Source organism: Corynebacterium tuberculostearicum (assembly GCF_022347235.1).
Lineage (GTDB): Bacteria > Actinomycetota > Actinomycetes > Mycobacteriales > Mycobacteriaceae > Corynebacterium > Corynebacterium tuberculostearicum_F.
On the sequence record NZ_JAKRDX010000007.1, the window covers coordinates 85,070 to 97,644 of the forward strand.

Consider the following 12,575-nt stretch of genomic DNA (forward strand, 5'->3'; position numbering starts at 1 on the left):
CCAGTCTAGTCGGCGTGGTGCTCTTCGGCGGTGCTGTGGCAGTCGGCGTGGAAGCGCCTAGCGGCGACCTCGTCGCGCACCGCCCTCTTATTTCGCTGCCAGCCAATGAGGCGGCACACCAGGTAAATGACAAAAGAAATGGTGGTAACAAAAACCGAGACCGGAAGGCCGGGCGCGAGCGACAGTACAAAGCCGCCCACGGCCGAGACCTCGGCGAAGATGGTGGCCCACATGACCGCGCGCAGGGGCGAGGAAGTGATCTGCACGGCCGCCGCACCGGGGGTGATGAGCAGCGCCATGACGAGCAGCGAGCCGACGATTTGTACCGACTGCGCGGCCGCCAAGCCTACGAGCACGGCGAAGGCGACGGAAATGAAGCGGGTGGGTACGCCGGCGGCCTGGGCCATGACCGGGTCGGCCGAGGCGAAGAGCATGGGCCGCCACAGGATGGCTACGGCGGCGAGGATGACCACGGTGGTCGCGGCCAAAAGCCACACCGAGGCGGAAGAGACGCCGACGATCTGGCCGGTCAGCAGCGTCATCGCGGTATTCGCGTTGCCGGGGTAGAGGTGCAAAAACAGCACCGAGAGGCCCAGGCCAAAGCTCATGACCACGCCGATGGCGCTATCTTGTTGGCCTTTGAAGCCCAGTACGGCGAGGATGATGGCGGCCACGATGGCGCCGGCCACGGCGCCGAAGCCGAGGTTGAGGCCGAAGAGCAGCGCGGCCGAGGCACCCATGAGCGCAAGCTCGGAGGTGGCGTGGACGGAAAAAGACATCTGGCGCAGCACGATGAGCGAGGTCATCACGCCGGACAGGATGCCCAGCAGCGCGGAGGCGATAAGCGAGGACTGCACAAAGTCCACGCTGAGCAGGTACTGGGTGTCTTCAATAAAGCTAGACAACGATGAGCCTCCCATCGACGTTTAAGACGTTGACCTTGGAACCGTAGAGCTCGGAAAGGACATCGGAGCGCATGACCTCATCCACGGTGCCGAAAGTATGGCCGCCGGGGGCGAGGTAGAGCACCTTATCGGTCACCCCGAGCACCGGGTTGATTCCGTGGGTGACAAACATGATGGAGGTGCCGCGCTCGCGGCGCAGCGCATCCAGCTTGTCCACGGTGTCCTGCTGGCGCGCCGGGTCGAGCGAGAGCAGCGGCTCGTCGGCGAGGATGAGCTCGGGGTCATTGGCCAGCGCTTGGGCTTGGCGGATAAGCTGCTGCTGGCCGCCGGAAAGCTGGCCGACGCGGCGGTCGCGCAGGCCGGTGGCGCCGACCTCGGCGAGCAGCTCGTCGACGCGGTGGCGGGGTGGGCGGCGGCGTCGGAAAGCGCCGTGTGCCAGGGAGAGCGAGACTAAGTCGCGGGCGCGCAGGGGCAGGTCGGCCGGGAACATGCGTTGTTGCGGGATGAAGCCGACGCGGCAGTTAACGTCGACGCTGCCGGCCGTGAGCTTGCGGGTGCCCAAGATGGTGCCGAGCAGGGTGGATTTGCCCACGCCATTGGGGCCCAAAACGGCGATAAACTCGCCGCGGTCAACGGCGAGGTTAAGGCTGGACCACAGCGGGGCAACCGCTGCGTCATGAAAGTGGATGAGCACTAGAGCTTCCCCAGGGAATCGGTGACCTCGTCATAGTAGGTCCAGAATTCTTTGCCATCCGGTGGGGTCTCGCCGATTTCGACGATAGAGACGTCCGCATCCTCCGCGGCGGACTTGATGCGGCCGGCGGTATCGGTTTCGGTCTGTGGGTTAAAGATAAGCAGGTCTACCTTGTCTTCCTTGATGGCCTTGGTGAAGGCAGCGAGGTCGGCCGCGGTGGGCTCGCCCTCAGAAATGGTGGCCTTGCGGTAGCCCTCTGGGGTGACGTCCTTGCCGGAGGTGTACTTCATGATGTAGTCCGCAATCGGCTCGGTCTGTGCGTAGGAGAGGTCGCCCGGCAGTTCCTTGAGCTTGTCGCGCAGGCGGTCGACGTGGGAGTCCACGCGCTCGGTGCTGGCGTTGGCATCGGTATTGAGCTCGTTGATCTGGTCAGCGATATTTCCTGCGACCTCGTCGAGCGCGGCCGGGTCGTACCAAATGTGCTCGTTGCCCTCGATATTGGTGACCTTCTTCGGGTCCTTCTTGGCGGTGGCCTTGGCGGCGTCGATGGTCATGACATTGGGGTCATCGGCCAGCTTGCCGTGGTCGGTGAGCGGCAGGGCGGAGACGATATTGTCCTGGTCGGAGACGGCCTGGTAAATCCAGGAATCGTAGCCGCCGCCGTTGACTACGAGCAGGTCCGCGTCCTCGGCCTTGGCGATATCGGCCGCGGAAGGCTCGAAGTGGTGCGGGTCAACGCCGTTGCCCTCGACGATGGGCTTGACCTCGATGTCCACGCCGGAGGCGGTATCGGCCACGGCCTGGGCGACGTCGGCCCAGATGGAGGTGGACGCGACGATGGAGATCTTCTTCTGGGCGCCCGGCTCGGCGGCCGAGTCCTCGGTGTCGGAGGAGCAGGCGGTGGCGGTAAGCAGGAGGCCACCGGCCGCGAGGAGGGCTGCGGATGCGCGAAGTGAGGTATGCATAGCTTCCAGTGTGCGTTTGATGGGAACCATTGTCAATTGAATATGTATTGAAAATACGGCCGCGGGGTATGCTTGCGGTCATGGTGAAACGCAGCCCCACCCGCAAAACGCTGGCCTCGCTGGCCGCCGAGCTGGGTGTTTCGCGCACGACGGTATCCAATGCCTATAGCCGGCCGGATCAGCTTTCGGCCGCAACGCGCGAGCGCATCCTGGCGGCGGCGAAGGCGCGGGGGTATCCAGGGCCGGACCCCACGGCCCGCAGCCTGCGCACCCGCCGCGCGGGCTCGGTGGGCGTGCTGCTGACCGAGCACCTGTCCTACGCCTTCGAGGACATGGCCTCGGTGGATTTCCTGGCCGGCATGGCAGAAGCCTCGGCCGGCGCGCAGACTACGCTCACCCTCATCCCGGCCGGTCCGGAGGGCGAGGCGGAGGCGGCGAGCCTGGTGGGCTCGGCCGCAGTGGATGGCTTTGTGGTCTACTCCGTCGCGGCCGGGGATGCCTACCTCGAGGCGGCGCGCGGCCGCGGGCTGCCGGTGGTGGTCTGCGATCAGCCGACGGATTCGGGCCTGCCGTTCGTGGGCATCGATGACCGCGCGGCGATTGCCCCGGCCGCCCGCGCGCTGGTGGAGGCCGGCCACCGCAAGATTGGCGTATTGGCGATTCGCCTCAAGCGCGAGCGCCACGATGGCCCCATTTCGTGGGGTGAGCTGCAGGGCGCCGATATGCACGTGCAGCGCGCCCGGGTCATGGGTGCCATGGACGTCTTTGCGCAGGCGGGCATCGCGCCCGAGACCGTGCCCGTGGTTACCCAGCACATCAACGATGCGCAGACCACGCGGGCGGCCGCGCAGTTGCTTCTCGACGCCCACCCTGACCTCACCGCCGTCCTGTGCACCACCGACTCCATGGCCTTGGGCGTGATGACCTATGCGCGCGAGCGGGGCATCGACGTTCCCGGTGAGCTGTCCGTTACCGGCTTCGACGGCATTGATGCGGCGCAGCGCCTTGGCTTGACGACGATCGTCCAGCCCAATAAGGCCAAGGGCGCGGCCGCCGGCCATATGCTCGCCAAGCTCATCGCCGGCGCAGAGGGTTCGGACGCGGGCGAAGCTGCGGTGCTACGGCGCGTGCTGCAGACCAGCTTTGCGGCCGGGCGGACGGTGGCGCCGCCGCGTTAGGAGCGCTGTACTCCACAGCGCTGTGCTAGTCTGCGCCGCACTAGGCTGCGCCGCCGGCGTCGGGGCGGCCGACATGGGCCGCGCGGGCGGCGGCGAGTTCGGTGAGGAAGTGGGCGACGGCGTCGACGTCGGCAAGCTGCACTACGGCCGCCGTATCGCCCTCGCCGACCTTGACGCCGACGTCTGGCGGCTGGTGCAGGGCGCGGAAACCGTCCTCATCGGTGACATCATCGCCTAAGAAAACCACGGCGGTGGCTCCGGTGCGCTCGCGCAGGTTTTCAATCCACGTGCCCTTGGTGGCCTGGGTGGCGGAAAACTCCACCACGGACTTGCCGGCCGTGCGCGGGAAGCCGCCCGGATCGAGCGCGAGGCCGGCCTCATAAGCTTGGGCGGCAGCCTCTGGATCGGAATCCTCGAGCGCGCGCAGGTGCAACACGCGCTGGAAGGGCTTGACCTCGATATCCGCGCCGGGGAAGCGCTCCATGATCTCGCGAATCTCGGCTTCCTTGGTGGCGAGGTGATCGCGCATCGCGGGGGTCAGATCTGTCTCCTCCCACGAGGATTCGGCGCCGTGGGAGCCGCCGAAGACAACGGGCTCGCGCAGTGGGCACACGCGCTTGAGGCCTTCGAGGTGGCGGCCGGAGAGAACGGCCGCGGTGGTATTCGGCAGGTGGGCCAGTTTATCCAGGGCGCTCAGTGATTCCTGGTTCATTTCGACCTCATAGATAGCCGTGGCGAAGGGGGAGAGCGTGCCGTCGAAATCCGAGACCACCGCGAGGTGCTCGGCGGCGGCAAGGGCCTTGATGGCAGTTGAAAGCGTCATGGCTTATAGCCTACGCAACTAACCGCCGAGGGAAACCAACTTGATAGACGGCGAGTCCACTTCATCGGTGACCAGTTCCAAGACCAGTTGGTTATTGGAATTGACGGTGTAGTGGAAATCGTGGTCCGCTGAAATCAGGTTGCGCAGTAGGTTATCGGCCCACACGGACGCGCCGTGGCAATCTTCGGCGGTCTCGTCAAACTCCACCTCATCGAAGTGGAGGCGGTTGCCTTCGCGGATGTTTTGGCGCTCATCATCGGTGGAATAGGTCACCTTGCCCACCATTTGGGCGCACCCGGTGGTGCCCACCATCGTGGATTGACCAAAGCTCAACGTGGGTGCCTGCGGGATGGATTCCGGGATGGTGGAGGCGGCATCCGGGGTGGTGTTGATGGAGACTACCTGCCACTGCTTATCCAAGATCTGCTCATCGCCAGGGGCTTGGGGTTCCTCGTCGCCGGAGCCGCAGCCGGCCAGTAGCGCGGCGGCGCAGGTCGCGGCAATGGGCACTGCGGCCAGGCGGGGAAAGCGAGACATCATGCGCCCGCCCCCTGTTCTTCTGCTTGGCGCAGGCAGCCCAGGAAGGACTGGGACCATAGCTGCACGTCGTGCTCGGTGACCTGCTGGTGCATGGTGAGCATGCGCTGGGTCATGGTGGAGGGGGCGTCGTCAAGCGCCTTGAGCGCATTGAGCAAGGCGGCCTTGACGGACTCGATATCGAAGGGATTGCACAGGTAGGCCTGGTTGAGCTCATCGGCCGCGCCGGCGAACTCGGAGAGCACCAGCGCGCCCGAGCCATCGTCGTGGCAGGCCACGTATTCCTTGGCTACCAGGTTCATGCCGTCCTTGAAGGGGGTCACCAGCATGACATCGGCCATGCGGTAGTAGCAGCGCAGGAGACTCTTGGCCACGCCGCGGTGCTGGTAGTGCACCACCGGGTGACCTACGCGGGCGAAGCGCCCGTTGATGCGGCCAACGGCTTCTTCCACCTTGGAGCGGGTGGCCTTGTAATGGTCGAGGCGCTCGCGCGACGGCGTGGCGAGCTGCACCAGCGTCACCTCCTCCGGGTCGAGCGCGCCGGTGTCCAGCAGCTCCTCAAAGGCGGTCAGCCGCTGCAGGATGCCTTTGGTGTAATCGAGGCGATCCACGCCCAAGATAATGCGCCTGGGCGAGCCCAGCTCTTCGCGCAGCTTGGCGACGTCCCCCTTCTCCTCCCCAGTGAATGCGGCAAAGTCCTTCGCGGCGATGGAAATGGGGAAGGCGCCCACGCCGATGGTGCGCCCCTGCGGCAGGCGAATATGCGCGGTGACCTCGCGGGTGCTGGCCTCGCCTTGTACGTCGAGGCCCTGGCGGCGGGCAAGCTCCAAGAAGTTGCGGGCATTGGCCTCCAGGTGGAAGCCGATGAGATCCGCGCCAAGCAGCCCGCGCACGAGCTCCTCGCGCCAGGGCAGCTGGCGGAAGAGATCGGCGGAAGGGAAGGGGATGTGCAGGAAAAATCCGATGGTGAGATCCGGGCGCTTCTGGCGCAGGATGCCAGGCAAAAGCTGCAGCTGGTAGTCCTGTACCCACACGGTGGCGCCTTCGGCGGCGACCTCGGCTACCTCGTCTGCAAAACGCAGGTTGACCTCGCGATAGGCGTGCCACCAATCGCGGTCATAGGTAGGGGTGACGATGAGATCGTGGTAGAGCGGCCACAAGGTGGCATTAGAAAAACCCTCATAAAAGCCCTCGAAATCGGACTCGGTGAGCTTGACTGGGTGCAGCAGCACGCCGGTATCGGTGCGGAAGGGCTCGGGCGCGGCATCGGCCACGCCGGGCCACCCTACCCAGCAGCCCTGATGGGACTCTAGGACCGGGGACAAGGCGGTGACCAGCCCGCCTGGCGAGGGTGTCCACGTATGGCTGCCATCGGGCCGGGTTTCTAGATCAACCGGCAGGCGGTTGGCCACCACCACGAAGTCATTGCCATGCTCACTCATGGTGCAAGAATAACTTAAGACTTCTTAGCAGACTTCTTTGTTGCCTTCTTAGAGGCCTTCTTCGTCGCTTTCTTCGTGGCCTTCTTGGTCGACTTCTTTGTCGATTTCTTGGTGGACTTTTTGGTCGACTTCTTCGTGGACTTCTTGCTGGATTTCTTGGTCGACTTCTTCGTGGCGGCATCGGCCTGCTCCGCCAGAACCTTCTTGTGTACCAAGCCCTTGGGCTCCACGCCCAGCATGGACATCAGGGTCACGCCGTCGAGGAAGTCCTGGGCGTAGGTGGCCACGATGCGGCGGGCTGCGCGGGAGGTCTCCTCCTCAAGGGCGTGATTCTGGTCAGCCTGTGGGTGGGTGTCTTGGACCTTGGGTGGCACGACGTGTCCTCCTGAACGTTGTGGAAACTACTTAAGCGCTTGCAAGAAAAGCTATCAGAGCAAATATTGTACGCTACCGGCGGCGTTTAGGGCCGCTCGGGTCCGGATTCGGTGCCCGGCTACTCCGGTTTCTGGGCACGAAACGTTTCGGTGCCCGGCACGGTATAGGTGGTCTTCTCGTGCTGCTGCGGCTGCGCCGGCCACTGAGAATCCTCCGGCCACAGGTCCGCGGCGGAGCGGGTATGCGGCCCGTGGTTTTGGGCCTCGTGGCGCGGGTGCTGCTGCGGCGGCTTCGGCCCGAGCTTGGGTGGTAACTCCGGGCGATTGACGCGCGGGGCAAATGGGGACATCGGCACACGCGGGATTCGCGGGGCCTTGCGGGCCAAGTGCGTGGCCTTGTGGAAGGAGAAGCGGCCGATGCGCTTGAAAGCGGAGTAGGGGCGGAAGTACTGCGGGCGGCGCAGGCGGCGGGCCACGCGCTCGCCTAACACCACTCCGGCGGCCAGCGCGCCGGAAATGGCTAGCGCCATTGCCATGTTGGTAAAGCCGGTAATCATCTGCTCATTGAGCGAGGCGTACATGCCGCGGTAGAGCATGAGGCCGGGGAGCATCGGCGTATAGCCCACGATCATGGTGATAAGCGGCGGGATGCCCCAACGGCGCGACATCAAGCCGCCGGCCAGGCCGACGACCACAGCGGACAGGCCCGAGGCAATCACCGGGCCGATGCCAAACGGCACCACCACGAAGTAATAGAAGATCATGCCGGCCGCGGCGGTAAGCCCCGACATGGTGATCTCGATCCAGGCAGCCCCGCAGGCTAGCGCAAAGGCGGCGGAGCCGGTGCCACCGAGCACCACCAGCAGCGGAATCTCGTGGTAGACCGGCGGGGCCAGCGTGGCCAGCGGCGGCAGGTTAAAGCCCAGCGAATCAGCCAGCTGGATGCCCACGCCCACGCCAGCGATGATGGCGCCGGTAGATAGCAGCGCCTCAAAGAAGCGGGCGGAGGAGGTTACGGGGGCGCGCGTGATGCCGTCGACCAGCGATTGCACCAAGGTTAGACCCGCTACCAGCACGATGATGCCGGAGGCGATGATCTGTGCCGGCGAGAAATTAATGCCGAACGAGGCCGCCACGTTGTACAAGATGGCGGCCGGGAAGACAGCGAAGAAGCCGCCGACCACATTCTGATAGAAGGGCGGCAAGCGATAGTTGGCCAACCAAGCGTTCAATCCCATGATGAAGGCGGAAACCACAAAGGCCACCACGCCGACGAGCAGGTCTCCGCCGAGCATCATGGAAATCAGGCCACCCATCGCGCCCCAGCCGAGCATGACCGTGGCCGGCTTATAAGGCGCGGGCATGCGGTCAATCTCGTCGAGGCGCTGCTCCGCCATGGCCGGTGGCATCTGGCCGGAGTGGATAGAGCGAATGAGCTTATCGACGGCCGAGAGCTTGGAAAAATCCACGCCAATGCTCGGCACCACACGGAAGACGTGCAGGTTTTGGCGCTGCTCGCCGGTGCCGATGGTGGTGTGGATGGTGATGGTATTCATCAAGATGTCCACGTGGCAGTAGTGCAAGCCATAGGAGGATGCCGCCAGGTGCACCTGGGCGCGGGCATCCGAGTTAGCCGTACCGGCGCCGATGAGGATTTCACCAATGCGGGCGGCGATCTCCATGACGCCGGTGACTTGAGCGGCGTCATGGAGATCGACCGGGGCGAGTGGCGATGGCGGCGGTGCGGCTTTAGCCGCGTCGATGATGGCTACTTGGCCCGAGGAAGCGCGCAGGCGCTCCCGCATAGCGGACAAAAATGACACGGAAATAACCCTCGAAAAAGCGCTGGGAATGTGGGATAGATTCTGCCTGAACTTTAGTCCCTGCACCTTGCGAATGCATAGATGGGGGACCGGCTTTCCCTTTAGCGTTGGTGCTCGGGTACTATGCAACGAGCGGGATTTCTCCCGCGGTGCTGGAGTGGCGCAATTGGTAGCGCAACGCACTTGTAATGCGTAGGTTGCGAGTTCAAGTCTCGTCTCCAGCTCAAAACCTGCTGCTAGGAACGGGTAACTTAAGTGGGCGATTTGGCTAGTTTTGCTCAGTCGTCTAAAAAATGGCTATTTTTATTTAGGACTCAATCGGGTGGTGGCGCCAGTTGTCGCGGAAAATGATTCACGCTTATGTTGATGAGACTGGCGACAGGGGATTGCTTAAGGGGGGATCGAGCTTAGTCTTCGGCATGTCGGCGGTGTTGGTTGAAGATGGATTCCCCCGTGAGCGATTAAATGACGTGGTCAAACAGTTACATCGTGACTTCAACGTTCCAGCTGACAAGGTTATGTCTTGGAAAGCATACCTAAAAACCTACGAACGGCGACGGCATGCGGCTGAAGTTCTTGCACAGCTTGAAGGTGTTCAAGTTCTCTATGTTTACGCAGACAAACGACTCCTGAAAGAGGACAGTTACGCTGAGGACCGTGAAAGGTTCTATAACTACGTAGCAGGAAAAATGCTGAAGTCGATTGTCTGGGCTGCCACTTATTGGCCCGGCGGAAGCCGGGAAGTAAGTATCAAATTCGGACATGTACGAGGACATGACCACAATAAGACAAGCGAATATTTTAAAGGGCCTCTCCGTGCAAAAAAGGGCGAAAAAGTTCAATGGAATCTTATTAAAAAAATTGTCTGGGTGTCGGCCGATAAATATCTAGGCAGTGAGGCAGCAGACATTTACTGCGGGTTCTTAAAGTCTGCAACCTGGCCTAGTAAAACCAGTTGGGGGGAAGTGATGTATTTTCCGGAATTTCTTCAAACGATCTGGCACCAGGTAAGAAAAGGGAGTGAAGGTTGCGCAATTCCGTTGGGGATGTTTCCTATGCCCAATTACGATGCCATTTCGTATTCTCCTGGCGTGGCATGCGTGAACTGTAAAAAGGGTCTCTAGGAACCCCCAGAGGCCGATCTACTAAAAGAGGGCGGTGGCAGCACCGCTGGCGATTCTCTGGCAGGTTCCTAAAGACCCTTCGAACAAAATCATAGCGCAACTCTCGTAGTTTTAAAAGGAGTCTAGCCCCAGGGGCCCCCATGCATTTGCTCGCGAATAAGGCCGATGCTGCTTCACCTAATGATCCATAAACATCTCTACTCGCGTCTTGGCGTTACCGTTCGCGACCTGCGATTATGCGCACCCGTTTAAGCGGTTGAAGGGTACTGGCATACACGCGTGAAAGTTCGTCGCCTTAGATGCGAAAATTGAACAGGGAAAACGCGGTCGTTTGCCCAGCGTGCCGAAACTTTTTGGCCGCGTGTAAAAAATCTTCGTACTCGGTGACTTGAGGGTGGGGAGTCCGAAGGGATACCCGCCTAAGAATCTGGCCACCCCGTCCTGGCGCCGCCCGTTGAATTTGGAAACGACTTCGGAGAGAGAAGGCCGTGCCCAGCGTCATGAAGGTAGGGGCCCGAGGGCGTGCCGGTCTATGAATTCGGGCGCCCGGTCTTTCTTCCACACGAAAACGACGGTGTCGTAATGGTGCCTATATGCGCGCCTGCGGGCCCGGTAACACGCTAGGCGCTGGTTTTCCTGCACGAGGAGGTAACAGGCTTCGGTGACTGTTCTAACGCCGGTTTGGTCATGTTTTACGAAAACGAAGAAAGTGGGCCACGACATTGTGACGGACGTCGTGACCCACTACCCACTACTGGGAAGGGGATGCTGCGGGAGCATCAGTATCAGTGCCCTTTCGGGCACCCTCGATTATACCTGTTTACGCTGCTCACGCCTAGTTGACAGGGCGATCAGCTGCGCGGCGCTTACGGTCGCGAGTTGCGGCATGTCGTCCGAAGCGTAGAGCGCGTCACGAGCGGCATTGAACTTCGCGAGTAGTTCCTTCGTCTCATTGGTCTTATTGCGCGACGCGGCTGGCCGCTTACGTGCCTTGGCCGCGTTATGTCGCTTCAACCAACCTCGAGAGACAGTGACTTTAACCTTGGCCATCGTTGCACCTTCTTAGACGTTGAGGGCAACGAGGACAGTGCCTTCAACGTCGCCTGCGGCATAGACGGTGCCGACTGCAACGCCGGCGCTGTGTGCGATGGCGATGCCGTCAGTGCCGACTTCAACCGTGGTGCCTGCGGCGAGCTTCTCGGCGGTGGCGACGGTGATTACACGGTTGCCACGCTTGAGACCGACGAGGTTGTCCTTGGCGGCGTCGTAGGCTGCAACGCCTGCGGGGTAGGTGCCTGCGGTGGCGGGCACGACCTGGGCGTGGCCATTGGTCTCTTCTCCGGTGAAGGTGACGAAGTGCCGGCCCTTGACGGCTGCGGCGGCATGGACAGTCATGTCGTCGGCGGGGGCGAAACGGTCATAGGTTCGGTTCTTGTAGGACATGGTTTACGCTCCTCGGGGCATGTTGAAGGTGATCTTGTTGATGGCGCTGGGAGTCGTGATAGCTGCAGCCGGGGTGGCCCATGCTTGCACGACCTGTACGTGGCGGAGCTTCTCGTCGATGACTTCGGTAGTGAGTGGGTCTTCCCACAGCACTTCGCCTGCGCGGTTCGTGTCAATGAGGTAGGCGGATTTCTCGGTGAGGGAACGGGACGTGCGAAGTTCAACTCCGAAGTCGTCGAGTAGAGACAGTCCGGTCACGCGCTCTTCGACACGGAGCTTGGCCGCGTCGGTGGGGCGCATGATCAGCATGTTGTAGTTGAGGGCGAGGTTGCCTTCCTGGCCTAGTGCAATGTGCTCGATGAGGTGTCCTAGTGACGTTGCCGATGGTGCGGTGTCGCGGCTCGTGGTGCCGTCGAGGACGGGCACGGCGCTCTTCGGGGTGAGTCCTGCGGCGTCGGCCTTCGTGAAGATGTCGAGGACGTAGTCGTCGAGCTTACGAACGATTGTGAGCGTGAGGAAGTCGAGAAGTCGATTCAGTGCGTCCTTGTCGTTGCGCTTGATTTGTTCGTTGGTGACTTCACTCTTCGCGCCGAACTGGTGGACTTCCTCGGACTTGAGGTCACGCTCCGGGGTGAAGACGAGAGCAAACTCTTCGCCTGGTTTGCGTTCTGCGGCCTGGCCGATGGAGTCGAGTTGATCCTGGGTGAGCTGGTTGTAGAACAGGGCGCCGGGAATAGTCTGCTGGGATTCACGGAAGACGTTACGAATGAGGGCGTCTTCGGAGCGCTGCGCGATTTCGGCCGAGATGATTTCTCCGTCGTCGACGCGGAGGAACTGGTCGAAGGTTACTTCGGGGACGTTGTCGAAGATGCCGTTGTAGTCGTGCGGGTAGAAGTTGGTGCTCATTTACTTACCTGCCTTCGGGTGGAGGATCTTCGAGATGGCGCTGCGGTCGAGCTGCGCGAGTCGTGCGGCTTCGGCGATGGTGCCGCCATAGACCTCGATGTATCCGCGAATTAGGTTGTCGCGTTCGCGCTGGGCCTGGCGGGCCTTGGCGCGGTAGACGTCGATGTCCATTGCGGTGGTAAGTAGTTTGCGGCCCATGGTTTCGCGGGCCTGTGCAAGTTCTTCGGAGGTGTAGGGGTCTCCGTTGTCATGCATGGGGAAAATGTTTGCCATTTTCTTTCCTTTTTCTTAGGGGTCAGGGAATAGGGACGACGCCCTATAACACGGAGTTTAGCAGCGTGAATGTGTTCACGTCTAGGCA

At 62.1% G+C, this 12,575-nt stretch carries 14 protein-coding genes and 1 tRNA gene; 3 read left to right on the forward strand and 12 right to left on the reverse strand.

Features of this window, described 5'->3' with window-relative positions; genetic code table 11:
• Positions 1-5: 5 nt before the first annotated feature.
• The 3 genes from MHK09_RS05575 to MHK09_RS05585 are packed head-to-tail and all read right to left on the reverse strand — an operon-like array spanning position 6 to position 2,564.
• Positions 6-920, reverse strand: a complete 915-nt coding sequence (locus tag MHK09_RS05575) for a metal ABC transporter permease (protein WP_250412933.1) — start codon at positions 918-920, stop codon at positions 6-8.
• Positions 898-1,599, reverse strand: a complete 702-nt coding sequence (locus MHK09_RS05580; RefSeq protein ID WP_150850867.1) for a metal ABC transporter ATP-binding protein — start codon at positions 1,597-1,599, stop codon at positions 898-900. The genes MHK09_RS05575 and MHK09_RS05580 overlap by 23 nt, the downstream gene beginning before the upstream one ends.
• On the reverse strand, positions 1,599-2,564 hold the full coding sequence (locus MHK09_RS05585; protein ID WP_236587115.1) for a metal ABC transporter solute-binding protein, Zn/Mn family: 966 nt from the start codon (positions 2,562-2,564) through the stop codon (positions 1,599-1,601). The genes MHK09_RS05580 and MHK09_RS05585 overlap by 1 nt, the downstream gene beginning before the upstream one ends.
• Before the next feature lie 80 nt (positions 2,565-2,644).
• Here MHK09_RS05585 and MHK09_RS05590 point away from each other — a divergent pair, with 80 nt between their 5' ends.
• Complete coding sequence (locus tag MHK09_RS05590) at positions 2,645-3,742, forward strand: LacI family DNA-binding transcriptional regulator (protein WP_250412934.1); 1,098 nt, start codon at positions 2,645-2,647, stop codon at positions 3,740-3,742.
• Between the two features lie 40 nt (positions 3,743-3,782).
• Here the strand turns inward: MHK09_RS05590 and otsB are convergent, their stop codons facing one another.
• From otsB to thrE, 5 genes are all read right to left on the reverse strand, one after another.
• A complete protein-coding gene (otsB, locus tag MHK09_RS05595; RefSeq protein ID WP_250412935.1) occupies positions 3,783-4,565 on the reverse strand; it encodes a trehalose-phosphatase in 783 nt (260 codons plus the stop codon).
• A gap of 18 nt (positions 4,566-4,583) precedes the next feature.
• Positions 4,584-5,105 carry an META domain-containing protein gene (locus MHK09_RS05600; protein WP_250412936.1) on the reverse strand — a complete coding sequence of 174 codons (522 nt, stop codon included), beginning with the start codon at positions 5,103-5,105 and terminating at the stop codon, positions 4,584-4,586.
• The gene (locus tag MHK09_RS05605; RefSeq protein WP_250412937.1) at positions 5,102-6,544 is read right to left on the reverse strand and encodes an alpha,alpha-trehalose-phosphate synthase (UDP-forming); all 1,443 of its coding nucleotides are present in this window, start codon (positions 6,542-6,544) and stop codon (positions 5,102-5,104) included. The genes MHK09_RS05600 and MHK09_RS05605 overlap by 4 nt, the downstream gene beginning before the upstream one ends.
• A gap of 14 nt (positions 6,545-6,558) precedes the next feature.
• Positions 6,559-6,918, reverse strand: coding sequence for a hypothetical protein (locus MHK09_RS05610; RefSeq protein WP_250412938.1), 360 nt, complete (start codon positions 6,916-6,918; stop codon positions 6,559-6,561).
• Positions 6,919-7,037: 119 nt separating this feature from the next.
• Positions 7,038-8,741, reverse strand: coding sequence for a threonine/serine exporter ThrE (thrE, locus tag MHK09_RS05615; RefSeq protein WP_250412939.1), 1,704 nt, complete (start codon positions 8,739-8,741; stop codon positions 7,038-7,040).
• A gap of 151 nt (positions 8,742-8,892) precedes the next feature.
• Here thrE and MHK09_RS05620 point away from each other — a divergent pair.
• Together MHK09_RS05620 and MHK09_RS05625 are read left to right on the forward strand one after the other, a co-directional pair.
• Positions 8,893-8,965: transfer RNA gene (locus MHK09_RS05620), tRNA-Thr, on the forward strand.
• 123 nt (positions 8,966-9,088) lie between these two features.
• Positions 9,089-9,865, forward strand: a complete 777-nt coding sequence (locus tag MHK09_RS05625; protein WP_250412940.1) for a DUF3800 domain-containing protein — start codon at positions 9,089-9,091, stop codon at positions 9,863-9,865.
• An 810-nt stretch (positions 9,866-10,675) separates the two neighbouring features.
• On the opposite strand, the gene MHK09_RS05630 is transcribed toward MHK09_RS05625, so the two are convergent.
• From MHK09_RS05630 to MHK09_RS05645, 4 genes are read right to left on the reverse strand one after another with little or no spacing between them, the layout of a single operon-like run.
• A complete protein-coding gene (locus MHK09_RS05630; protein ID WP_250412941.1) occupies positions 10,676-10,915 on the reverse strand; it encodes a hypothetical protein in 240 nt (79 codons plus the stop codon).
• 12 nt (positions 10,916-10,927) lie between these two features.
• Positions 10,928-11,308, reverse strand: a complete 381-nt coding sequence (locus MHK09_RS05635; protein ID WP_250412942.1) for a DUF2190 domain-containing protein — start codon at positions 11,306-11,308, stop codon at positions 10,928-10,930.
• 3 nt (positions 11,309-11,311) lie between these two features.
• Positions 11,312-12,214, reverse strand: coding sequence for a major capsid protein (locus MHK09_RS05640; protein ID WP_250412943.1), 903 nt, complete (start codon positions 12,212-12,214; stop codon positions 11,312-11,314).
• Positions 12,215-12,487 carry a hypothetical protein gene (locus tag MHK09_RS05645; protein WP_250412944.1) on the reverse strand — a complete coding sequence of 91 codons (273 nt, stop codon included), beginning with the start codon at positions 12,485-12,487 and terminating at the stop codon, positions 12,215-12,217. It abuts the gene before it with no gap.
• Positions 12,488-12,575: the final 88 nt, after the last annotated feature.